This is a genomic window from Streptomyces sp. NPDC054887, assembly GCF_053610585.1.
The window spans coordinates 15,182-37,928 of the sequence record NZ_JBSGYQ010000056.1 but is presented as its reverse complement, the minus strand read 5'-3'; the positions used below and the strand labels follow the sequence as shown (position 1 = coordinate 37,928).

Genomic DNA, 22,747 nt, shown 5'->3' with positions numbered 1-22,747 from the left:
GGGTCCGGCTTGATCGTCGCCGGGCACAAGGGGCGCGCCGCGGGACGTTTGAGGGCCCGCGCGGCGCGCCAGGGATGGGGACATGCCTGACACCGCCGCACCGCAGATGTCCGGGGAGGTCCGGGAGGCGCTGGAGCAGCGCCGTCCGGTCGTAGCCCTCGAGTCCACGATCATCGCGCACGGTCTGCCGCGCCCCCGGAACTTGCGGGTCGCCGAGGAACTGGAGGAGGTGGTACGAACCGAGGGGGCCGTTCCCGCCACCGTCGCCGTTCTCGACGGCCGGGCTCATATCGGGTTGGACAAGGCGCAGTTGGAGCGGGTCGCGAACGACGACTCCGTGCGCAAGCTGGGCCATCGTGACCTCGCGCCGGCGCTGGCGGCAGGCGCGAGCGGGGCGACGACCGTGTCGGCCACAGCGTTCCTGGCCGCCCGGGCGGGGCTGCGCGTCTTCGCCACCGGCGGACTCGGCGGCGTGCACCGGGAGTGGACCGAGACGCAGGACGAGTCGGCGGATCTGGGGCTGCTGGCGCGGACCCGGATCACGGTGGTGTGCGCAGGGGTCAAGTCCATCCTCGACGTGCCGGCGACGCTGCAACGCCTGGAGACGCTCGGGGTGGGGGTGCTCGGATACGGCACCGGGGAGTTCCCCGGGTTCTACCTGCGCAGTTCGGGAGAGACGGTCGACTGGACCGTGCGGACGCCCGGCGAGGTGGCGGCGGTGATGCGGGCCCAGGACGCCCTCGGCGGTCCTGGGACGGCTCTGCTCGTGGCCAACCCCGTACCGGAGGCCGAGCAGCTCGACCCGGCGCTGCACGACCGGGTGCTGGCCGAGGCACTGGAGGAGTGTGGGCGGCGTGGGATCACGGGGCAGGGCGTGACCCCGTTCCTGCTGGACTTCCTGGCGCGGAAGACCGAGGGGGCGTCGCTTGAGGCCAATCTGGCGGCGGTGCGGGGCAATGTGAGGCTGGCGGCGCGGATCGCCGAAGCGTGGGCTCGGGCATGAGCCCGGACGCGGGAGGAGGGTCGGGAGGGGGTACGCGTGCGAGTTCGCTCGAAGGCGGTGGCGGTGGCGGTGGCGCGTGCGGCGCGCTGCTGGTGGTCGGTGATGTGGTCACCGATGTCGTGGCCCGCCATCGCCGGCCGCTGGCCCGGGCGACCGACACCGCGGCGGAGATCCGGACGCTGCCGGGCGGGGCGGGCGCCAACGTGGCCTGCTGGGCGGCGTACACCGGACTGGCGGACGTACGGCTCCTGGCGCGCGTGGGTACGGACGCGGGTGCTTGGCACGAGGAGCGGCTGCGGAGAGCGGGCGTGCGTCCGCAGATCGTGCTCGACGGGGAGGCGGCGACGGCGACAGTGATCTCGCTGGTCGACGCGGCCGCCGAGCGTACGTTCCTGACGGACAGCGGCGCCGTCCTGCGGCTCTCCCCCGGCGACTGGTCCCCCGCTCTGCTGGACGGCGTCGGCCATCTGCATCTGTCCGGCTACCTCTTCTTCGGTGACACGAGCCGGGGGACGGCCCGGCTGGCGTTGCGGGCGGCGCGGGAGCGGGGGGTGGGCGTGAGCGTGGATCCGGCGTCGGCGGGGTTCATCGCCGGGCTGGGCGTGGACCGCTTCCTCGAAGCGGTGGCGGGGGCGGACGTGCTGCTTCCCAACGAGGACGAGGCGCGGCTGCTCACCGGGCTGCCGGACGCGGAGGACGCGGCGGCCAAGCTGAGCCGACACTTTCCCCTGGTCGCGGTCACGCTGGGCGCGGGCGGGGCGCTGCTCGCCGCCGGCGGGAGCGTGCGGGAGCGGGTGCCGGCCGTGGCGGCGGAGGCGGTGGACACGACGGGGGCGGGGGACGCGTTCGCAGGCGGGTTTCTGGCGGCGCGGCTCGGGGGTGCGGACGATGTGCGGGCAGTGGTGGCGGGGTGCGGGGCGGGGGCGCGTGCGGTGACCTTGGTGGGCGGTCGGCCTCCGCTTCCGTGAGGGGGTGACGGCCGGCCGGCCGGGGTCGCCTGGGGCCGGTCGGTCGTCTCTGAGTCCGGGGGGCTGCGGGGAGGGGGGCGCTGACCGGCGCGGCGCTGGGCCGATGGCCTGGCGGGGACACCTGCGGGGGCGCTGCGACCGGTGCGTGCCGGGGCGTTGGGGGCGGTGCCGTGCCGCGGTGTCTCCTCGGGTGCCGAACGGGCAGCCACTGGCGTTCTTCGGCGGAACAGTGTTCGACACCCTGCGGGGAGCACCGCCACACGTCCCCTCAGGCAACGTGCCCGATGGGAACGGGCCTGGGTGAGCGCATGCGTGCGGTGGTGGGATGTGGACCGGGGAAGGGATGCGCTGCGGTGGCGTGCGTGGTCGGGTGGGGAGTCAGTCGCGTAGGCCCGTCCATGCGGGGTGGCGGGGGTCGTCCGCGCGTACGACGGCGTCGGCGGTCTCGCTCGGGGCGGCCTCCCGCTCGTAGCGGGCCAGGGCGGGGAGGGTCCACCGGGCTTCCGCCTCGGTTCTGCGCTGCAACGCCCCCGGGGACAGGCTCACGTGCACGGTGAGGTCGAAGGGGAACCAGTGCCGCAGGAGCATCGGGCCGTGCAGCAGCAGTACGCCGCCGGGCGGGAGTTCGACGTACGGACTGCGTGTCGCCCGGTCGGTGGCCGGGTCCCACAGGTCGGGCAGGACGCGCCCGGATCCGCCGGGATCCAGCGGCGCGAAGACCTCGCGCCACAGGGCGCCGGTGTCGAACCAGCCGTCGTAGTAGGAGTGGGGATCCTCCTTGCCGAACTCGTAGCGCAGCGAGGCCGGCCGGAGGAAGCCCTGCGTGCCGACGACCAGGACCGTCCGGCCGCGCAGCCGCAGTTCGTCGGCCAGCCGCTCGGCCAGCTCCACGGTGCCGGCGGCCGGGGCGCCGTCCAGAGCCGCCTTGAGCCACGGCGACGACTGCTCGTGCTCGCCGCTGAGCCGGTCCGCGAGGGCGGCGGTGAGCCGTTCCCAGGTGATCGCTTCGAACCGCACGGTCACCCCGTGTGCGCGGGCGGATCCGACCGGCCGAGCACCGCCGCACGCTCCGCGACCAGGTCCTGGCAGGCCCGCAGGCCGGGCCTCGGCTCGACACCCGAGGAACGGACGGCGAAGACGGCCTGGACCGAACGCTCCTCGGCGACGAGTGCGTCCACCTTGTCACGTACGGCGGCGGGGAGCGCGGACCAGAGATCGGAAGTCATACGCCCGACCCTAGTCGCTCCCTAGTCGCTCGCCTCGTCCGAGCCTTCCCGCTCACAGGCCGGCGCTTCGGCGTCGACGGAGAGCGGGCTGCCGGCGGGCAGCATGTAGGTCACGTACAGCACGACCGGTTCGGTCCCGAGGTTGCGTCCTATGTGCCGGTGCTCGGGACCGGACGGTTCGATGAAGGACTGGCCGGCGGTCGTCGTCTCGACGGAGCAGTCTTCGAGCGTCCGCGACAGCGTGCCCTGCTGTACGACGGCGATGAGCTGCCCGGGGTGGTGGTGCCAGCCGGTCGAACCGCCCGGGGCGATGGTGATCGTACGGACGACCACGTCGGTGACGCCCTTGGCCTCCACCTTCATCGTCCCGGACGACGTACCGGTGGCCAGTACCGTGCCGCTCACGCCGCTGCCGGGGGTCGCCAGCGCGGCGGACGGCACGATGCCGAGCGCCGCGACGCACCCGCCGAGGAACATGCCCTTGCGCCCCCGAACCTGCTCGCCGCTGCGCACCAGCCGCCGCAAACCCGAAAACCTCATGGGTCCCTCCAATTCAAGTGCCCGGAACGGCGGTTCGGCCGAAAGTCATCGCCCGACCGCCGAAACGGGCTCACCGTATCCGAGAGTCGCCCCACGTCACAGGGGGTGCGCGACGATCGGACGGCCGCGGCCGATCACCAGGCGGACGGCCTGTGTTGGTGTGATGGGTGGGGCGCTGAGCGGCCATCCACGGATCGGGACGCCGGGCGCGGTTCTGTGCATACGGAAGCGGGCCCGGGGGCGTAGCCGGCCCCCGAGCCCTGAAAATGCCGCCCATCTGGCACGCCGTCCAGTGAGGGACCAGGTCAGTCGTAATGTCGCCGTGTCATGCCTTTAGACCACCGCGGACCGAGCTCCGCGGGCCGGAATTGAACCGGCATCTCGACGCGCATGGGCCTGGGCCCGGTCGAACCGGCGATCGGCGGCGAATGCTGAGTCTGGAGCAAGAGTCTGAGATTGATCGCGGCCCGCATCCGGAACCGGTTGCGCACCGCGGCAGTCACGACGAACTTCAGTTTCAGCTTGCGCTCCTCGCGCACCCCGGCCGCACGATGGCGGCCGGGGAGTCAATGAGGCTACCCGAACAGGTAGCCGAAAACGGCGTCACCCACCCGCCGGTCCGTGACCTCGGCGCCGTTCGCCTCTTCCCGCGCGAACTTCACGGCCTGCTGGAGCTTCTCCACCCGCTCCAGCAGTTCGTTGACGCGGCGGGCCGTCAGCGCGCCGGAGAACTTCACGGTCGTCCAGTACCCGACCGGAATGTCCTCGTAGTACACCTCGACCTGCGCCGGGTGCTTGTCAGTCGCCTCCGCCTTCACATGGTTGCGCGGCACCTTCTTCGTACGGAGTGTCCGTACGGCGTCCGTCTTCCAGTCGTCGGTGGAGGGGTCCAGCGTCCACGCCTCGGAGGCGTCGAGCACCGGCAGTTTCCGTACGAAGGCGTTGATGTCCGCCAACTGCTTCTCCAGGAAGAGCAGGTACGAAACCGGCGCCTCGCTCACGAGCACCCGCCCGTCGACGGTCACGTCGGCGCGGGCGGTGCAGTTGGCCCAGTCCTTGGTGGCGGTCACGTCGAACAGCCGCGTCAGCGACTTCGCGGTCTCGCGCAGCACGTCCTCGGCCCTGACCTGCACCCGCGTCGACTCGGGCGGCAGCTGCTCGCCCTCCTCGTCCTTCGCCTGGTACGTACGCGAGATGCCCGCGAGCAGGGCCGGCTTCTGCAGGCTGTGCTGAGCTGCCGTCAGGTCCTGCTGGGCCTTGAACTTGACGCCCTTCTCGACTGCGATGATCTGATTGAGTTTCGCCACGTCCGTGACGCTAGCAACATCAACGGGCCCAACTCGAACGATTATTCAGGGGCGGGGTGCGAAAGCGCCGCCCGGAGCCGGGGGCGTACGGGACTGCTCGCGTGCTACCGCTGGGTACGCTCCCCGTATGGACCTGGTGGTGATCGAACCAGAACCACGGCGGCGCAGACACTGCGCCGAATGCCGGCGGGGGCCGCTGCGCTTCCACACCCTGGAGTTCAACGCGGTCATCTGCCTCGACTGCGCCGACCTGGCCCACCTCGTCCACCTCCCGCGGGGCAACGCGGCCCTGACGCGCAGAGCCCGCGAGGCGAGTTCCCTGTGGGCGGTGGTGATCCGCCACAGCCGACGCCGCAAACGCTACGAACGCCAGGGCCTCCTCGTCGAAGCGCAGGCCCTGGCCCGCGCCGAAACCGCCTGCCTGGCCGACGCGGACGCCCGGGCCCGCCGCCGCGAGCGCGACGCGGCACGCCGCGCGGCCGAGGACGTACGTTTCACGGCCACGCTGACCACCGAGATCCTCCGCCTCTTCCCCTCCTGTCCGCTCCCCCGCGCCCGGGCCATCGCCACCCACACCTCGCAGCGCGGCAGCGGCCGCGTGGGCCGCACGGCGGCGGGCCGCTCACTGGACGAGGGCGCGGTGACAGCGGCAGTCCGTGCCGCGATCCGCCACGAGGACACGCCGTACGACGCCCTGCTGATGAGCGGCATCCCGAGAGGGACGGCACGCGCGAGCGTGGCATCGGCCATCGAGACGATCCTGACCGCCTGGCGCGCACCGCCGCCGCCGTCGACGACGCCGTGGACCGGTTCTGTTCGAGTGTGATCGTGCACCTGGAGCCCCGGGCCGGCCGCCGGTCACCGGAGGTCGCGTCGGCCTGAGGCGGCCGGGCGGCTCCTCAATCGTGCCGGACGCCGCCTGGGCCCCGGGCGGGCTCAGGCGTTCAGCAGTGCGGTCAGGGCGCCCACCGGGTCCGCGTCCGGGGTGCCCGTGGGCCACCAGTCGTCCGTGCCGGGGTCCGATTCGTAGGGGTACCAGCGGTCGTCGTGGCCCAGGCGGAGCTGGATGCCGCGTTCGGCGTCGCTCAGGCGGTTGCGGTCGGGGCGCAGGCGGGGAAGGTCGGCGGCGGCCAGGGCGGGACGGGCCCGGTCGAAGGGGCCGGCCGGCGGGTCCCAGGGCGTTTCGAGGACGGACAGGCCGGTGAGACCGCCCTGTTGCCAGGCCGCCACGGCGCGGGCCAGGTCGGTGGGGCTGCGGTCGTGCGCCGAGGCGAGGGTGGCGTACAGCTTGCGGGTGGCGGCGGTCAGGCCCGATCCCGGCTGGGCGGCGGCCAGGCGGACGGCGTCCTGCCAGGACGTGAGCGTGCCGACGGGGTCGGCGCCTGTGGTGAGAAGGGTGTGGGCGCGGGCCGCCGCGTCCGTGACGAGGAGGTCGAGGGAGAGGGGGTCCGGCGCGCCCCGCGTGCCGGGGTACGCGCCCGAGGCATGGCCGGGGTGTGCGGGTGCGGGCAGCGGGCCCGGCAGGGGCGGGAGCGTGCGCGGGGCCAGCGCGGCGGCGGCCGGTACGCCCGGGAAGGGCGGCGGTGCGGGCTTCTCGCGGGCGGAATGCGCGGCGTTGCGGCGGGCGAGGTCGTCGAGGAGTTCGCGCTCGGTACGGCCCCGCATGAGCAGCAGTACGAAGGGGTCCGCGTCCAGGAGGCGGGCCGTCTCGTAGCAGAGGGCGGCCGCGTGCTTGCAGGGGTGGCCCCGGTCGGGACACGAGCAGGACGGGACCAGGTCGCCGGCGGCCGGCAGGAGGTCCACGCCCACCTCGGCGGCGGAGTCCACCAGGGAGTGCGGCATGTCCTTGTCGAGCAGGGCCGCCATGTGCGACGGATCGGCCGCCGCCATGGCGAGGAAGCGGTCCCAGTCGTCGTCGGAGAGCGTGCGCAGGCGGATCTCCGTACGGTACGGGCGCGGGCGGCTGCCCCGTACGTACGTGATGATCCGGCCCGGCGCCACGCTGATCGCTCCGACGTTGCCCCCGCCGGCGTACGTGTGGCCGCGGGCCAGGCGGGCCGGGTCGAGCGACAGCGCTTCGAGGGCCTCGACCCACGCGTTGCCCCACCAGCTGCCGGTGCCGGTGCTGTCGCCGGTGCTCGCGCTCATGACGGCCTCCGCAGTGAGACCAGGTCGGCCAGTTCGCGGTCGGTGAGTTCCGTGAGGGCCGCTTCGCCACTGCCCAGGACGGCGTCCGCCAGCGCCCGCTTCGACGTGATGAGCTGGGCGATGCGGTCCTCCACCGTCCCCTCCGCGATGAGCCGGTGCACCTGCACCGGCTGTGTCTGGCCGATGCGGTACGCACGGTCGGTCGCCTGGTCCTCGACCGCCGGGTTCCACCACCGGTCGTAGTGGATGACGTGGGCGGCCCTGGTGAGGTTCAGGCCGGTCCCGGCGGCCTTGAGGGAGAGCAGGAAGACGGGGACCTCGCCGGACTGGAAGCGGTCCACCATCTCCTCCCGCTCGGGGATCGGCGTTCCGCCGTGCAGCAGCTGCGCCGGGACCGCCCGGGCCTTCAGGTGGTCCGCGAGGAGGCGGGCCATGGTGACGTACTGCGTGAAGATCAGGACCGAGCCGCCCTCGGAGAGGATCGTGTCGAGCAGCTCGTCGAGCAGTTCCAGCTTGCCGGAACGGCCGGTGAGGCGCTTCGTGTCCTCCTTCAGGTACTGCGCGGGGTGGTTGCAGATCTGCTTGAGGGAGGACAGGAGCGCCATCACGAGGCCCCGGCGCGCGATGCCCTCCGACTCCTCGATGGCCGCCAGCGACTCGCGCACCGACGCTTCGTAGAGGGACGCCTGTTCGCGGGTGAGCGAGACGGGGTGGTCGGTCTCCGTCTTGGGCGGGAGCTCCGGCACGATGCCCGGGTCGGACTTCTTGCGGCGCAGGAGGAAGGGGCGTACGAGTCGGGCGAGGCGCTCGGCGGCCTCCTCGTCCTCGCCGCTCTCGACCAGGCGCGCATGGCGGGCGCGGAAGGACTTGAGCGGGCCGAGCAGCCCCGGCGTGGTCCAGTCGAGGAGCGCCCAGAGCTCGGACAGGTTGTTCTCGACGGGCGTTCCGGTCAGGGCGACGCGCGCGGGGGCCGGGATGGTGCGCAGCGCCTTCGCCGTGGAGGAGTACGGGTTCTTGACGTGTTGCGCCTCGTCGGCGACGACCATCCCCCACGTGTGGGCCGCCAGTCGCGGAGCGCTGGTGCGCAGGGTGCCGTACGTCGTGAGGACGAAGCCGGCGTCGCCCGTCTCCGCGTCGTCCAGTGTGCGTGCCGCGCCGTGGAAGCGGCGGACGGGGACGCCGGGAGCGAAGCGGGTGATCTCGCGCTGCCAGTTGCCGAGGAGTGACGCGGGGCAGACGACGAGCGTGGGGGCGCCTCGGGCGCGGCGGAGGTGGAGGGCGATGACGGTGATCGTCTTGCCGAGGCCCATGTCGTCGGCGAGGCAGCCGCCGAGGCCGAGGGACGTCATCTGATCCAGCCAGGCCAGGCCGTGGAGCTGGTAGTCCCGCAGCGTGGCGTCGAGGCCGGGCGGCTGCTCGACGAACGCCCCGGAGCCGAGGCCGGCGGTGAGACGGTCGCGCAGTGCGGCCAGGGCCCCGACAGGAACCGCTTCGACCTGCTCGCCGTCCACCTCCGCGCTGCCGGTGAGGGCGGCCGCCAGCGCGTCCACGGGCTGGAGCAGGCCCAGCTCGCGCTTGCGCGCCTTGCGCACGAGCGCCGGGTCCACCACCACCCACTGGTCGCGGAGCCGCACGATCGGGCGGTGCGCCTCGGCGAGCGCGTCCATGTCCGCCTCGCTGAGCGGCTCGCCGCCGACCGCCAGCTGCCAGCTGAACGCGAAGAGCTCCTGGGCGTCGAAGAAGGACGTGCCGTCGGTCGCGGAGCCCGGCGCGGACCGTACGACCGCGCTCGCGGTGAGCGTACGGGCCAGCTCCCGGGGCCAGTGGACCGCGACGCCCGCGGCGGCGAGCCGGGCCGCGGCCGGGCCCAGGAGTTCGTACAGCTCGTCCTCGGACAGGGGCAGTACGTCGGGGACCGACCGGTCGAGGAGGCGGCCCAGCGGCTCCCAGACGCGAGCCGCGCGGCGCAGCGCCAGCACCGCGTCGATGCGGGCGCGCGGGCCGAACCCCTCGCTGCCGCTGCCCGACCACAGGGCGGCCGCGTCGATGACGTGCGTGGGGTCGGCCAGGCTGTGAACCTGGACGAGCGCCGCACCGGCTCGGCGCTTCTCGCCGTCCTCCCCCGGCCGCCCGGCGTCGTTCCCGCCGCCTCGCTCCGCTTCGTCCGGTGTTTCGTGTGCCGCGCTGTCGAACAGCTCGAACTGGGACAGGTCCAGGCGCAGCGACACCCGTACGCCCGCGTCCATCCCGGCAGCGACCTCCGCCGCCCACTCCCGCAGGCGCGGCAGGTGCTGCGCGGCGCGCGCGGCGAAGGGTGCGCCCACCGCGTACGCCGCCGAAGGCGTCCGGGGCAGCAGGTCCACGACCGCGTCCAGGAACGCCTTCACCAGGGCTTCCGGGGCGGGGAGCTGGAGGGGCGCACGTCCGGTCAGTGGGACGGCGTGGGCTTCGGGAGGCATGGCCGCGGCGATGGCCCGCACCTGGGCGACGTCGTCGGCGTCGAGGGGTCCGGCACGCCAGGCGTCGTGGTCCCCGGCGGTGAGCCCGGGCAGCAGGCGGCCCCGGGCGGCGAGGTGCAGCGCGTGCAGCGCCGCCGCACCCCAGCAGCGGGTGGCGGGATGAGCGGCGGCGTCGTGCCGGGCGCGGGCCAGCAGGGGAAGGGCGTCGGTGAGGGAGAGGAGCACGGCGGGCACGGTCTGGCGGCGGACGGCGGTGCCGCCGGCCCCGTGGCGGCGTACGACGGTGATCTCCGTGGTGGCGTCCGGCAGCGGGCCGCCTGCCGGATCCCACAGTGCGATCCGGCCGTCGCGCGGCAGCTCGGCGGGCAGGAAGACAGCGGCCCGGTGTCCCGTGTCCTTCATGACTCCCACCCCCGTCTTCGCTGGTCGCGGCGGTGCCCGTGCGTGCGTGGCGACGCTCGTGCCCCTCGGTCTGCTGTCCACGTGCGAGTCTACGGGCGGGGTCTGACACTGGTTCCGGGCCGAGCCGCGAGGGCACCGGCGGCGGTTCGCGCATGAACCTCCCGCCACGAGGAACCCGGCCGGGACCGGCACGGCGATCGTGCCGCACAGTGATCGAGGACGTAGGAGAGGAGCATTCCCGTGGGCGAACAGCACAACGAGCCCCGTACCGCCGCCGAGGAGCTGGCGGAGGAGATCAAGCAGTCGGGGCCCCGCACCACGCGGCGCAACCCCGCCCGCGGGGCTGTCGACGGCGAGGGCGGCGACGCCACCTCGCCCAACACGGGCGCCCAGCAGTCCGTTCACCGCCGCGACGCGGACGGGCGCCAGGAACAGGGCTGAGACGGACCGGGGGCAGGTGCCGGGGAACTCTCGGCCCGTCCCCGGTTCCGGCCGGAGCCTACGCGCGCGGCCGCGGCGCGAACCGCATGCGGTCGCGGCGCGTCCACGCGACGGTCAGGAGCAGAACCAGCAGGATCAGCGGCGTGGCGGCGTTCCGGCCGTCGAAGACGGCGATCTGCGTGACGAAGGCGCCGACCATGAGCGCGCCCAGCGCCAGCGCCGCCACCCCGGACAGCGCGGGGATCAGCAGAGCGATCGCACCCGCCAGTTCGAGGCCCCCGACCGCGTACATGAACCAGTCCCCGAAACCGATCCGGTCGAAGATGTCCGACGCCGACGAGTGCCCGACCAGCTTCGGCGCGGCACTGGCCACGGCGAAGAACAGCGCCAGCACGATCCGCAGGACCCGCAGGGCGACGCGCCCCGCCCGGGAGGCCCCGGTGACGGCTGCGGCGGTGGTGCCGGTCGTGGCGCTGATGGTGTTCGCGGACATGCTGGCCTCGGACATCGTGGTCTCCCGGGAAGTGGCGGCTTGTCGTCACGTATTCGTGCTTGCCTTGCACGGATACAGACCGCGCCGCCCCGGGAAAGTCATCGGCGGACCGGCGTCGAATGCCGGTCGACGCCCCGGTCTACGCGCGCCGGGTACGGGTACGCATCCCTGCGGGAGGAGGGCGATCCGTCATGATCATGCGTACGGGAAGTGAACCGAAGACCGCGCGCAGCCCCCTGCGTATGCGTCTCGTACTGGGCCTGTGGGGTCTGCTCTGGTCCGTCGGCGGCACGCTGGCCTTCGCCGCGACCGGCCGCACCGGCTGGGCCGTCGCCTGCGGTTGCCTGGCGGTCCTCGTCATCGCCGACCTGGTGATGGTCGTACGGCACCTGCGCCAGGGCCCGCACTACCAGCCCGGCCGTGACGTCCCGCCGTACGATCCGCCCAGCCGGTAATACCGCGCCCGAGCCTGGGGGGCCGTGCCCGAGCGGATGCACAATTCAGGCGGATCGGCCGTGCCCGAAGGGACTCAAGCGGAATCGGGCTCCCGTCCCCCGTCACTCGTCGGCGTCGAACCGCGCCGCTTCCAGGTACTCCGGCTTCGGATCGAGCGCCGCCGCCAGCCTGAAGTGCCGCTTCGCCCGGTCCGCGCGCAGAGCACGCTCGTACGTCCGCGCCAGGGCGAAGTGGGCGAAGGCGTTGTCCGGCTCGCGCTCCAGCACCAGCTGGAACTCCAGTTCCGCCGAGCGCAACTGGGCCGACGCGAAGAAGGCACGCGCCCGCAGCAACCGGGCCGCGGTGTTCTCCGGGTGGGCGGCGATGACGGAGTCCAGGAGCTTCACGGCTCCACGCGGGTCGCGGGCGGCCAGCAGGTGCTCCGCCGCGCGGTAGTCGATGATGTGTGTCTCCGGGCTGCTTTCGGGCACGCTGGCATCCTTCCGCTCGGCTCATCTCTTTCCAACCGCCCCGGCCGCATGCGCTATTCCGAGTCCGAGTCCGAGTCCCAGCCCGAGTCCGCGTCCACGTCCACGTCCGCCAACGGTCGCCGGGCAGCAGGGCGCGAGGGTCAGGAGGCGGCTCGTGCGGCACGTTCCGACAGCTCCGCCCAGACCTTGCGCACCTGTGGTTCCAGCGCCTCCAGCGGCCCGTCGTTGTCGATCACCAGATCGGCGATCGCGAGCCGCTGCTCCCGGCTCGCCTGGGCCGCCATCCTGGCCCGCGCCTCGTCCTCGGTCATGCCGCGCAGCCGTACGAGCCGGTCCAGCTGCGTCGGCGGTGACGCGTCCACGACGACCACCAGGTCGTACAGCGGCGCCAGGCCGTTCTCGGTGAGCAGCGGCACGTCGTGGATCACCACGGCGTCGGCGCCCGCAGCGCCCTCCAGCTCCGCCGAGCGAGCGCCCACCAGGGGGTGGACGATCGCGTTCAGCGTCGCCAGACGGGAGGCGTCCGCGAAGACGATGGAGCCCAGTTTCGGCCGGTCCAGGGTCCCGTCCGCGGTGAGCACGTCCTCCCCGAACGCCTCGACCACGGCCGCGAGCCCCGGCGTTCCGGGCTCGACGACCTCCCTGGCGATCTTGTCGGCGTCGACGAGGACGGCTCCGTACGAGACGAGCAGCCGCGACACTTCGCTCTTGCCGGCGCCGATTCCACCGGTCAGGCCCACTTTCAGCATGCGCGGAAGCCTAGACGAGGGGCCTGCGCGGGCCTAGACGTCGCCCTCCCGCTCGGCGAGGAACCGTTCGAATTCGAGGCCGATCTCGTCCGCCGACGGCAGGTCGACCGGCTCGGCCACCAGATTGCCCCGCGTCGCCGCGCCCGCCACCGCGTCGTACTGGTGCTCAAGGCCCCGTACGAGCGAGACGAGTTCCTCGTCGCCCTCACCGACCTGGCGGTCGATCTCGTCCTGCGTACGCCGGGCTTCGGTGCGCAGCGCGTGCGCGACGCCCGGCAGCACCAGGCCGGTCGCCGCCGTGATGGCCTCCAGGGCCGTCAGCGCCGCGTCGGGGTACGACGAACGCGCCACGTAGTGCGGCACGTGCGCCGCGACACCGAGCACGTCGTGCCCCGCCTCTTCGAGCCGGAACTCGATGAGGGACTCCGCGCTGCCGGGCACCTGCGCCTCGTCGAAGGGGCTGCGGTGGCCGGGCATGAGGTCGGTGCGGTTGCCGTGCGGGGTGATGCCGACGGGGCGGGTGTGCGGGACGCCCATGGGAATGCCGTGGAAGTTCACCGCGAGGCGTACGCCGAGCCGCTCGACGATCTGCCGTACGGCGAGGGCGAACCGCTCCCACTCGACGTCCGGTTCGGGTCCCGAGAGCAGCAGGAACGGCGCTCCGGTCGCGTCCTGGACGAGCCGGACGTCGATCTCGGGCGCCTCGTACTCGGACCACCTGTCGCGACGGAAGGTCAGGAGCGGGCGGCGGGCGCGGTAGTCCACCAGCCGGTCGTGGTCGAACCGTGCCACTACCTGGTGGGGCAGCGTGTCCAGCAGCTTGCCGACGATCTGCTCGCCGGTCTCACCCGCGTCGATGTAGCCGTCGAAGTGGTAGAGCATGACCAGTCCGGCCGATTCCTGCGCGAGCGCCATGTCGACGACGGCGAGGCCCTTCGGCTCCCACTCATACAAATCCTGCGGATCAAGCACGATTACCGCTCCTCCTCGTGTTCCTCAGGAAGAACGTGCCGCGGGGCGTGGGCATTCCCGGTCGGCGCCCTTCCGTGATCACGGAGTGCGGGCATGAGCAAGGCCCGCCTCCCCGGGGGGAAGCGGGCCTTGCTTTCAGCCGGTCACCAGCTGGTGGTCAGAGCGTCAGCTTTGGCCGCCCGCCAGCTTCTCGCGCAGCGCGGCAAGGGCCTCGTCCGACGCCAGGGCGCCGGAGTTGTCCGCCGACTCCGAGGAGTAGGAGCCGCCACCGCTGCCGCCGGAGGCAGCCGGGGCGCCGGCGGCCGGGGCTGCAGCGCCCTCGGCAGCGGCGGCCTCGTCGGCCTCGCGGGACTTGATGACCTGAGCCTGGTGCTGCTCGAAGCGCTGCTGCGCCTCGGCGTACTGGCTCTCCCACGCCTCACGCTGGGTCTCGAAGCCCTCGAGCCAGTCGTTCGTCTCGGGGTCGAAGCCCTCGGGGTAGATGTAGTTGCCCTGGTCGTCGTACGACGCGGCCATGCCGTACAGCGTCGGGTCGAACTCGACCGAGGCCGGGTCGGAGCCGAACGACTCGTTGGCCTGCTTCAGCGAGAGGCTGATGCGACGACGCTCGAGGTCGATGTCGATGACCTTGACGAAGATCTCGTCGTTGACCTGGACGACCTGCTCCGGGATCTCCACGTGGCGCTCGGCCAGCTCGGAGATGTGGACCAGACCCTCGATGCCCTCGTCGACGCGCACGAACGCACCGAACGGAACGAGCTTCGTGACCTTACCGGGAACGACCTGCCCGATCTGGTGCGTACGGGCGAACTGCTGCCACGGGTCTTCCTGCGTCGCCTTGAGCGACAGCGAGACGCGCTCGCGGTCCATGTCGACGTCGAGGACCTCGACGGTGACTTCCTGGCCGACCTCGACAACCTCGGAGGGGTGGTCGATGTGCTTCCAGGACAGCTCGGAGACGTGCACGAGACCGTCGACGCCACCGAGGTCCACGAACGCACCGAAGTTGACGATCGAGGAGACGACGCCGGAGCGGACCTGGCCCTTCTGCAGGGTCGTGAGGAAGGTCTGACGGACCTCGCTCTGGGTCTGCTCGAGCCAGGCACGGCGGGACAGGACCACGTTGTTGCGGTTCTTGTCCAGCTCGATGATCTTGGCCTCGAGCTCCTTGCCCACGTAGGGCTGGAGGTCGCGGACACGGCGCATCTCGACGAGGGAGGCCGGCAGGAAGCCACGGAGGCCGATGTCGAGGATGAGACCACCCTTGACGACCTCGATGACGGTGCCGGTGACGATCCCGTCCTCTTCCTTGATCTTCTCGATCGTGCCCCAGGCGCGCTCGTACTGCGCGCGCTTCTTGGACAGGATCAGACGGCCTTCCTTGTCCTCCTTCTGGAGAACGAGGGCCTCGATCTCATCGCCCACGGCGACGACCTCATTGGGGTCGACGTCGTGCTTGATGGAGAGCTCGCGGGAGGGGATGACGCCTTCGGTCTTGTAACCGATGTCGAGCAGGACCTCGTCCCGGTCGACCTTCACGATGACGCCGTCGACGATGTCGCCGTCGTTGAAGTACTTGATCGTCTCGTCGATCGCGGCGAGGAAGGCTTCCTCGTTACCGATGTCGTTGACCGCTACCTGCGGGGTGGTGGAAGCGGTGGTCTCGGTGCTGCTCGTCATGTGGGTAAGGGCTCCGGTACGGACAGTAAGTCGTAGGTACTGCTACGCCGGGAGCCCGTATCGGCACCTGCTGACGCCGGGCAGCCTAGGAGGCGCGATTCCGGGGAACGGAAAGGCCTCGACAACCGAGGGGACATACAACCGGTGCAAGCGCAGCCTGCTCTGTCTGAGGTGCGCAGGCTCGCAGCGCAACTTGTAGCATACGGGGGCAGCCGGGCAGGGTCAATGCGCGAAGGCGCACACCCGGGGCGGAACTTCCCATACCCGGCACAATCAATGTTCGGCGAGGCCACGACGGCCGCTCGGCACACCGCGGCCACCGGTTCGAGCGGAGCCTACGCAGACGAGACAGACGGGCGCAATGAGCCAGAACCAAGACCCCGAAGACGCCGCGGCCGCCTTCGAGGCCCTCGACACGTACGGGCCCGGCGACGCCGACGAGGGCGAGGCGACGCGGCGCGAGGCCGGCGAGGCGGAGAGCAGCAGGGCGAGTCGCGGCTGGTGGGACCGGAACGCGGACGAGTACCAGAGCGAGCACGGGGCGTTCCTCGGCGACGACCGCTTCGTGTGGGGCCCGGAGGGGCTCGACGAGGCGGAGGCCGGCCTGCTGGGGGCGGCGGCGTCCCTGAAGGGGCTCGACGTCCTGGAGATCGGCGCGGGGGCGGCCCAGTGCTCGCGCTGGCTCGCCGCGCAGGGCGCCCGTCCGGTGGCCCTCGACCTCTCGCACCGGCAGCTCCAGCACGCGCTGCGCATCGGGGGCGATGTCCCCCTGGTGCAGGCGGACGCCGGAAGGCTGCCCTTCGGGGACGCGTCCTTCGACCTGGCCTGCTCGGCGTACGGGGCGGTGCCGTTCGTCGCCGACCCGGTGGAGGTCTTCCGCGAGGTACGGCGTGTCCTGCGGCCCGGCGGGCGGTGGGTCTTCTCCGTCACGCATCCGATCCGGTGGGCCTTCCCCGACGAGCCGGGCCCCGAGGGCCTGTCGGTCGCCGCCTCGTACTTCGACCGCACCCCGTACGTCGAGCAGGACGAGCGGGGGAACGCCGTCTACGTGGAGCACCACCGGACGATCGGCGACCGCGTACGGGACGTGGTGGCCGGCGGCTTTCGCCTGGTCGACCTGGTGGAGCCGGAGTGGCCGTCCTGGAACACACAGGAGTGGGGCGGCTGGTCCCCGCTGCGCGGGAACCTGATCCCGGGAACGGCGATCTTCGTGTGCGTGCGGGACTAGGGACGTGATCCGCGCCGAGGCCCTCGGGGGGCTTCCCGTACGTACCGTCGTGCCCGCGCTGGAGCGCGCCCTGGACGCGCACGGGACCGCCGTGCTGTGCGCGCCCCCGGGGACCGGCAAGACGACGCTGGTGCCGCTCGTGCTGGCCGGGCTCGTCGGCGACGGGCGGCCCGTACGGAGGGTCGTCGTCGCGGAGCCCCGGCGCATCGCCGCACGGGCCGCCGCCCGGCGCATGGCGTGGCTGCTGGGCGAGCGTGTCGGGGGGCGCGTGGGCTTCACCGTGCGCGGGGAGCGCGTGGTGGGGCGCGACACGGTGGTGGAAGTGGTCACCACCGGTGTGCTGCTCCAGCGCCTCCAGCGGGACCAGGAACTCGCCGGCGTCGACGTGGTCGTCCTCGACGAGTGCCACGAGCGGCACCTGGACGCGGACACCGTCGCCGCGTTCCTCCTCGACGTGCGGGCCGCCCTGCGGCCCGAGCTGCGTCTGCTCGCCGCCTCGGCGACGACGGACGCCGAGGGCTGGTCCCGGCTGCTCGGTGACGCTCCGGTGGTCGAGGCGCAGGGCGTGTCGCACCCCGTGGAGACGGTCTGGGCCCCGCCCGCCCGGCCGGTGCGGCCGCCGCACGGCATGCGGGTCGACCCGGCTCTGCTGACGCACGTGGCCGCCGTGGTGCGCAGGGCTCTCGCCGAGCGGGAGGGCGACGTGCTGTGCTTCCTGCCCGGCGTGGGCGAGATCGCGCGGGTGGCCGGGCAACTGGGCGCCGTGGGGGCCGAGGTGCTCCAGGTGCACGGGCGGGCTCCTGCGGCGGTGCAGGACGCGGTGCTGGCCGGCTCGGCAGGTCCGCGCAGAGTGGTGCTGGCGACCTCGGTGGCCGAGTCGAGCCTGACCGTGCCGGGGGTTCGGGTCGTGGTGGACTCCGGTCTCGCACGTGAGCCCCGTACCGACCATGCGCGGGGGCTGAGCGCCCTCACGACCGTACGGGCCTCCCACGCGGCCTCACGGCAGCGTGCGGGGCGGGCCGGCCGGGAGGCGCCCGGCGTGGTCTACCGGTGCTGGGACCAGGCCGAGGACGCGCGGCTGCCGCGCTTCCCTTCGCCCGAGATCAAGGTCGCGGACCTCACCGCGTTCGCCCTCCAGGCGGCCTGCTGGGGCGACCCGGAGGCGAGCGGGCTCGCGCTGCTGGATCCACCGCCGGCGGGCGCGATGGCGGCGGCCCGTACGGTGCTGGCGGCGATCGGGGCCGTGGACGGTGCCGGCCGGCCGACCGGGCGGGGCGTACGGATGGCCCGCCTGGGCCTGCACCCCCGGCTCGCGCGGGCGCTCGTCGACGGCGCGCGCGAGGTCGGCACGCGCCGGGCGGCGGAGGTGGTCGCCCTGCTGAGCGAGGAACCCCCGAGGGAGTACGGCGACGACCTGGCGGCGGCCTGGCGCGCGGCCCGCCGCGGGAACGACGCGTACGGGGCCCGCTGGCGCCAGGAGGCGAGGCGGCTGGCTTCGGCGGCGGGTGAACCGGAGAGCGACGGCACGGGACGCGGTGGTGCTGGTGCTGGTGCTGGTGCTGGTGCTGGTGCTGGTGCTGGTGCTGGTGCTGGTGCTGGTGCTGGTGCTGGTGGCGATGATGCCGTCGCGGGGCTGGTGGCCGCCCTCGCCTTTCCCGAGCGGGTCGCCGCACGCCGCGGGGAAGGGTCCTTCCTCATGGCGTCCGGCACCGGGGCGGAACTGGCCGGCGGCTCCCGGCTGCGGAGCGCGCCATGGCTGGCGGTCGCCGTCGCCGACCGGCCCGCGCACTCCGCCTCCGCGCGCGTGCGGCTCGCCGCCGTCGTGGACGAGGACACCGCCCTGCGGGCCGCCGAGCACCTGCTCGTCTCGGGCGAGGAAGTGCGCTGGGAGGGCGGGGACGTCGTCGCGCGGCACGTGCGGCGCCTGGGTGCGGTCGAGCTGACCGTACGGGCGCTTCCCCAGCCGGATCCGGAACGCGTACGGGAAGCGCTGCTCGACGGACTGCGGCGCGAGGGCCTCGGGCTGCTCCGCTGGACGCGCGACGCGCGGGCGCTGCGGGAGCGCCTCGCCTTCCTCCACAGGGTGCGGGGGGCGCCCTGGCCCGACGTGTCGGACGCGGCGCTGGCGGACCGTACCGACGCGTGGCTGGAGCCGGAGCTGTCCCGGGCGCGCCGAAGGGCCGACCTCGGCCGGATCGAGGCGGGGCAGGCGCTGAACCGGCTGCTCCCCTGGGCGACCGGGGAGGCGGCGCGGCTGGACGAGCTGGCGCCGGAGCGGATCGAGGTGCCGAGCGGGTCGCGGGTCCGTATCGAGTACGGCGGGGAGCAACCCGTGCTGGCGGTGAAGCTCCAGGAGATGTTCGGGCTGGCCGAGACACCCCGGGTGGCGGGAGTACCGGTGCTGGTGCACCTGCTGTCCCCCGCGGGGCGGCCGGCGGCCGTCACCGCCGATCTGGCGTCCTTCTGGCGGGACGGGTACCGGGGAGTGCGGGCCGAACTGCGGGGGCGCTACCCGAAGCACCCGTGGCCGGAGGATCCGGCTGCGGCCGTGCCGACGAAGCACACGAAGGCGCGACTCGCACGCGGCTGATCCCGGCGATCGACCGCTCACGGGAACGGCTGGTGGGTGGCTCGCGAGCGCGAGCGCCGTTCACAGGAACGGCGGGCGGGTGGCGCGAGCGCCGTTCACGGGAACGCTCGGAGCGCGCGAGCCGCCACGCCCGGGAGCGGCTCCGCGCGCGTAACAGGAACGCCCGGGAGCGGCTCCGCGCGCGTACGGGAACGAGCGGAAGCGCCTTCGGCCGCGTACGGGAACGAGTGGTCCCCGAGAGGCTGTCGGCCCGTGCACGGGAACGGTCGGAATGCCGCGGGACCGTTCGCTGCGCAGGGCGGCGGCCGGGCGGCTTCGCGGACCGGTCAGGCGGTGACCGTTTCCGGGCGTGGGGCCTCGTCCCCGGCCGGGTCCTGCGGGGCGCGCCCCCGTGCCTCCAGGTAGAGGGCTAGCGCGAGCAGGGAGCCGCCGAGGAGCAGGAAGCCCCAGGGGAGGTACGACGTGAGCATGAGCACCGCCGTGCGGTTCGACTTCACCAGCTCGACCGTGGAGTCGACGTAGTCCTCCCGCATCTTCACGTGGCCGGCGAAAGCGGTCACCTTGGCACGGCCGCCGAGGAGGCTGCCGCCGCGCAGTTCCTCCCGGTGGACCTCCTCGCCGTTCACGGGAGCGCCCGTGACGGGGTCCACCCAGAACATGCGACGGGTGGTGTACCAGCGCGTGGTGCCGGTCTGCTGCTCCAGCTTCGTCGCGTCGATCCCCGGCATGGGCATCTTCTTCGGGTACTTCACCTTGGTCCACGGAATGGTCTGCTCGAAGTAGTAGACGTCCATACCGCGAAACGTCCGCTCGCCCCTGTAATGGATCGGCGCGGACGTGCGGGTCTGGGCGTCGAAGTACGCGTAGTCGCGCTTCTCCGTGAGGAAGGGCCACTTGAACTCGATGCCCTCGCGCCTGACCCGGTCGCCGTCCACCGACTCGCCCGTGGCGTGCACCGGGGCCTGGCTGTGCGCGTCGAAGATGTAGCGCTCCGGGATGGCCGAGACCATCTTGCCGTCGGGGCCCTGGACGTACGAGAGGGAGTCCCAGACGACCACGTCCCGGCCGGCGCTGCGTTCGATCTTCTCGGACTCCTCGACGTTGCCCTTGAGGGTCTGGACGATGGTGACCTTGTCGACCTTCCTCGCCTTCATGGAGTCGTACTCGAGCAGCGTCGCGGGGCTCGCCTCCAGCACCGTCTCCTGGTACTGGCCGGGCGGGATCTTGGCGAGGCGCGGGAAGGCGTACCAGCGCAGGAGCGGCGACAGGGCGGTGAAGAAGACGGCGAGGGCGAGGAGGACGAGGCTGGCTCTGCGGCGCACGGCGGGAGCCCCCTCTACTTCTTCGGCCCGGGAACGGTCGTCAGCAGGGGCTTGGGCGAGGTCTCCCCCGGCGGCGGGCCGACGGCGGTGACGGCGAGGACGAGCGCGAGGGCGGCGGCCAGCCCGACGGCGGCTGCGACGAGAGCACGCATGCTCGGCCTCCCCGAGATCTGATGCTACGTCAGACTGATGGGCGGGGGGCACCGTAGCAACGTGGCCGCGAGATGAGAACAGGTCGCACCGGCGCGTACCGGGCCGCACACGCCGTCGCCCCGCCGCGGAAGAGGTCCGGGGCGGGGCGACGGCAGGCGCCGTGGGAGCGGCGGTTACGCGGTGGGGGTGGCGGACGGCGGGGCCGACGGGTCCGCCGAGGGGTCGGTCGCCGGCGGGTCGGCGGGCGCCGTGACGGTCAGTTCGACGGTGAGGACCACGCCGTCGGCGGTCGTGAGACGCAGTGTGAACGTCCCCGCGTTGCCGTCGGTGTGGATCTCGGGCAGCTGCAGAAGGCCGTTGGCGTCGGTTGTGAGAGCGGTCAGCGTACGGACCGCCTTGCCTTCGGCGTCCTTGAAGTACGGCCCCTTGTCGTTCAGGGCGGGCTTCTCGGCGTCGCCCGTGACCATCGTGGCGGTCACGCCGACCCCCGCAGCCGCCTTGCCCTTGTACGTCGCCTTCACCTCGACCCGGTCGGCGAAGAGACCGCCGGTCGGGGCGGTGAGCGCCTTGTCCGACGTACGGACCAGCGCGTCGGACTGCGGCGCGGGCGCCGGCTTCGCCTTGACCGTGGCGGCGAAGTCGACGGCGGGCGCGGCGGTGCCGAGCGCCTTGGCGTGCACCACGAACCGGCCGGCCCGGCCGCCCGCGCCGAGCACGGGCGCGGTGGCGATGCCGTCGGCGCCGCTGGTGACGACGACGATGGTCGCGGCGCCCGGGAAGCGCGCCGCCGTGTCGCCGGCGATACGGAACTGGACCTTGGCGCCCGCGACGGTCTTGCCCGTGACGGTCTTGGCCCGTACGCGCAGCCGGTCCGGGAACTTCTCCCCCTCCGTCGCGGTCACGGTCGCGCTGCCGAGCCGCTCGAGGACGGCGACGGGAGCCGGGGCCGGGGGCCGGGGCGTGATGGGCGGATTCGTGTCCGGCGGGGTGCTGGGCGGCGTCTTCGGCGGCTTGGCCGGCGGTTTGGCGCCGCCACCGCCCGGCTTGTCTTCCCCGGAGGCCGGGGGCTTCGACGGCGGAGTCGTGGTGGGCGGGGTCGTGGGTGCGCCGTTGCCGTTCCCGCGCCCGCCGGCGTTCTGGCCCGCGTTGCGGTGGCTGTCCGGTTCGCTGCTGTCCGGCAGGACGCCGAAGCCGTCCGGCACCTCGTGGTTGCCGCGCCGATAGTAGTCGAACCACGACATGACCGTGCGCAGGTACTCCCGCGAGCGGTTGTAGCCGAGGATCGCCTGGTCGAGGTCGCTCTGCACCGACAGGTCGCGGTCGTGGGCGCACAGGTAGTTGCCCGCGGCGAGCGCCGCGTCGTAGATGTTGTTGGGGTCCTTGCGGCCGTCGTCGTTGCCGTCCCGGCCCCAGGTCGCCCAGGTGGACGGGATGAACTGCATCGGGCCGACCGCCCGGTCGTGCGTCGCGTCGCCGTCGTACGCGCCGTCGTCGGTGTCGGAGATGTTGGCGAAGCCGACGCCGTTGAGCTGCGGGCCGAGGATCGGCGTCAGCGTCGTGCCGTTGGCGTTGACCCGTCCCCCGCGCGCCTGGCCCGACTCGACCTTGCCGATGGCGGCGAGCAGTTGCCACGGGAGGCGGCAGCCGGGCTGGGAGGCCCGGACGGCGTCCTCGGCCCGCCGGTAGGCGGCGAGGACGGTGGCGGGTATGCCGGCTTCGGCGGGGCCGGTCACCGTGGGCAGATTGATCGAAGTGCCCGGTTTGTTCGGCCTGTTGGGGGTGTTCAGGGGCGGCAGGTCCGTGAAGTACGGCGAGTCGCCCGTCACCGGAGTGCCGGGCGGGTCGATCGCCTCTGCGGCTCTCTGGTCGGCGGGCGTCATGGTGCTGCCCGGCGCCTGCGAGGCCGAGAGTGCTGCCACCACGAGCGCTGCCACCGTGGTGGCTGTAGCCCCCTTGCGCAGCCTGCGACCGAATTGCGCTGCCATACGTCTGGCCCCTCCCGTCATCGGCTGTCTCCGCGCTCCCCAGCGCGAGGACTCAGGCGACATTACGACAACTGGCGTCGCCGGGACACCGGCCGCTGCCGTCTTATTGCCGCTTGTTCACGAAAATTCAACTCGGAACCACAGACGGCATACTG

The 22,747-nt window shown here is 72.9% G+C and carries 21 protein-coding genes; 7 read left to right on the top strand and 14 right to left on the bottom strand.

The features are described from left to right. Positions 1-82: 82 nt before the first annotated feature. Both ACWGH0_RS26545 and ACWGH0_RS26540 read left to right on the top strand, forming a co-directional pair. Positions 83-1,003 carry a pseudouridine-5'-phosphate glycosidase gene (locus tag ACWGH0_RS26545; protein ID WP_453406755.1) on the top strand — a complete coding sequence of 307 codons (921 nt, stop codon included), beginning with the start codon at positions 83-85 and terminating at the stop codon, positions 1,001-1,003. Then, complete coding sequence (locus tag ACWGH0_RS26540) at positions 1,000-1,971, top strand: carbohydrate kinase family protein (RefSeq protein ID WP_453406754.1); 972 nt, start codon at positions 1,000-1,002, stop codon at positions 1,969-1,971. The genes ACWGH0_RS26545 and ACWGH0_RS26540 overlap by 4 nt, the downstream gene beginning before the upstream one ends. 378 nt (positions 1,972-2,349) lie before the next feature. Here the strand turns inward: ACWGH0_RS26540 and ACWGH0_RS26535 are convergent, their stop codons facing one another. The 4 genes from ACWGH0_RS26535 to ACWGH0_RS26520 form a co-directional block, all read right to left on the bottom strand. Continuing rightward, positions 2,350-2,988: a uridine kinase gene (locus tag ACWGH0_RS26535; RefSeq protein ID WP_453406753.1), complete on the bottom strand. Its 639-nt coding sequence runs from the start codon at positions 2,986-2,988 to the stop codon at positions 2,350-2,352. A 2-nt stretch (positions 2,989-2,990) separates the two neighbouring features. Next, positions 2,991-3,197, bottom strand: a complete 207-nt coding sequence (locus ACWGH0_RS26530; protein ID WP_453406752.1) for a hypothetical protein — start codon at positions 3,195-3,197, stop codon at positions 2,991-2,993. 21 nt (positions 3,198-3,218) lie between these two features. Then, a complete protein-coding gene (locus ACWGH0_RS26525; protein WP_453406770.1) occupies positions 3,219-3,674 on the bottom strand; it encodes a cupin domain-containing protein in 456 nt (151 codons plus the stop codon). Positions 3,675-4,312: 638 nt separating this feature from the next. Further along, positions 4,313-5,044, bottom strand: coding sequence for a DUF7873 family protein (locus tag ACWGH0_RS26520; RefSeq protein ID WP_453406751.1), 732 nt, complete (start codon positions 5,042-5,044; stop codon positions 4,313-4,315). Positions 5,045-5,171: 127 nt separating this feature from the next. On the opposite strand from ACWGH0_RS26520, the gene ACWGH0_RS26515 reads away from it, so the two are divergent. Further along, positions 5,172-5,870 (top strand): DUF2293 domain-containing protein, encoded by a 699-nt coding sequence (locus ACWGH0_RS26515; RefSeq protein ID WP_453406750.1) that lies wholly within the window; start codon positions 5,172-5,174, stop codon positions 5,868-5,870. A gap of 110 nt (positions 5,871-5,980) precedes the next feature. Here the strand turns inward: ACWGH0_RS26515 and ACWGH0_RS26510 are convergent, their stop codons facing one another. After that, a complete protein-coding gene (locus ACWGH0_RS26510) occupies positions 5,981-7,192 on the bottom strand; it encodes an SWIM zinc finger family protein (RefSeq protein ID WP_453406749.1) in 1,212 nt (403 codons plus the stop codon). Further along, positions 7,189-10,053, bottom strand: coding sequence for a DEAD/DEAH box helicase (locus ACWGH0_RS26505; protein WP_453406748.1), 2,865 nt, complete (start codon positions 10,051-10,053; stop codon positions 7,189-7,191). The genes ACWGH0_RS26510 and ACWGH0_RS26505 overlap by 4 nt, the downstream gene beginning before the upstream one ends. A gap of 240 nt (positions 10,054-10,293) precedes the next feature. On the opposite strand from ACWGH0_RS26505, the gene ACWGH0_RS26500 reads away from it, so the two are divergent. After that, on the top strand, positions 10,294-10,494 hold the full coding sequence (locus ACWGH0_RS26500) for a hypothetical protein (RefSeq protein ID WP_453406747.1): 201 nt from the start codon (positions 10,294-10,296) through the stop codon (positions 10,492-10,494). A gap of 58 nt (positions 10,495-10,552) precedes the next feature. Here the strand turns inward: ACWGH0_RS26500 and ACWGH0_RS26495 are convergent, their stop codons facing one another. After that, entirely contained in the window at positions 10,553-11,002 is a 450-nt protein-coding gene (locus ACWGH0_RS26495) for a DoxX family protein (protein ID WP_453406746.1), read from the bottom strand. Positions 11,003-11,184: 182 nt separating this feature from the next. Here ACWGH0_RS26495 and ACWGH0_RS26490 point away from each other — a divergent pair, with 182 nt between their 5' ends. After that, positions 11,185-11,442 carry a DUF6343 family protein gene (locus ACWGH0_RS26490; RefSeq protein WP_453406769.1) on the top strand — a complete coding sequence of 86 codons (258 nt, stop codon included), beginning with the start codon at positions 11,185-11,187 and terminating at the stop codon, positions 11,440-11,442. Between the two features lie 102 nt (positions 11,443-11,544). On the opposite strand, the gene ACWGH0_RS26485 is transcribed toward ACWGH0_RS26490, so the two are convergent. The 4 genes from ACWGH0_RS26485 to rpsA form a co-directional block, all read right to left on the bottom strand. Further along, a complete protein-coding gene (locus ACWGH0_RS26485) occupies positions 11,545-11,913 on the bottom strand; it encodes a tetratricopeptide repeat protein (RefSeq protein ID WP_453406745.1) in 369 nt (122 codons plus the stop codon). A gap of 140 nt (positions 11,914-12,053) precedes the next feature. Continuing rightward, a complete protein-coding gene (coaE, locus tag ACWGH0_RS26480; protein ID WP_453406744.1) occupies positions 12,054-12,662 on the bottom strand; it encodes a dephospho-CoA kinase in 609 nt (202 codons plus the stop codon). 33 nt (positions 12,663-12,695) lie between these two features. Beyond that, complete coding sequence (locus tag ACWGH0_RS26475; RefSeq protein ID WP_453406768.1) at positions 12,696-13,577, bottom strand: PAC2 family protein; 882 nt, start codon at positions 13,575-13,577, stop codon at positions 12,696-12,698. A 222-nt stretch (positions 13,578-13,799) separates the two neighbouring features. Next, positions 13,800-15,314 (bottom strand): 30S ribosomal protein S1, encoded by a 1,515-nt coding sequence (gene rpsA, locus ACWGH0_RS26470; RefSeq protein ID WP_453406743.1) that lies wholly within the window; start codon positions 15,312-15,314, stop codon positions 13,800-13,802. A 361-nt stretch (positions 15,315-15,675) separates the two neighbouring features. Between rpsA and ACWGH0_RS26465 the strand changes: the two genes are divergently transcribed. Together ACWGH0_RS26465 and hrpB are read left to right on the top strand one after the other, a co-directional pair. Continuing rightward, positions 15,676-16,542, top strand: a complete 867-nt coding sequence (locus tag ACWGH0_RS26465) for a class I SAM-dependent methyltransferase (protein ID WP_453406742.1) — start codon at positions 15,676-15,678, stop codon at positions 16,540-16,542. A 4-nt stretch (positions 16,543-16,546) separates the two neighbouring features. Beyond that, positions 16,547-19,132, top strand: a complete 2,586-nt coding sequence (gene hrpB, locus ACWGH0_RS26460; protein WP_453406741.1) for an ATP-dependent helicase HrpB — start codon at positions 16,547-16,549, stop codon at positions 19,130-19,132. Between the two features lie 326 nt (positions 19,133-19,458). Here hrpB and ACWGH0_RS26455 read toward each other — a convergent pair whose 3' ends face one another. The 3 genes from ACWGH0_RS26455 to ACWGH0_RS26445 form a co-directional block, all read right to left on the bottom strand. Continuing rightward, a complete protein-coding gene (locus tag ACWGH0_RS26455) occupies positions 19,459-20,454 on the bottom strand; it encodes a DUF3068 domain-containing protein (RefSeq protein WP_453406740.1) in 996 nt (331 codons plus the stop codon). Between the two features lie 14 nt (positions 20,455-20,468). Continuing rightward, a complete protein-coding gene (locus ACWGH0_RS26450) occupies positions 20,469-20,606 on the bottom strand; it encodes an SPW_0924 family protein (RefSeq protein ID WP_453406739.1) in 138 nt (45 codons plus the stop codon). 174 nt (positions 20,607-20,780) lie between these two features. After that, complete coding sequence (locus ACWGH0_RS26445) at positions 20,781-22,592, bottom strand: lytic transglycosylase domain-containing protein (protein WP_453406738.1); 1,812 nt, start codon at positions 22,590-22,592, stop codon at positions 20,781-20,783. Between the last annotated feature and the right edge of the window lie 155 nt (positions 22,593-22,747).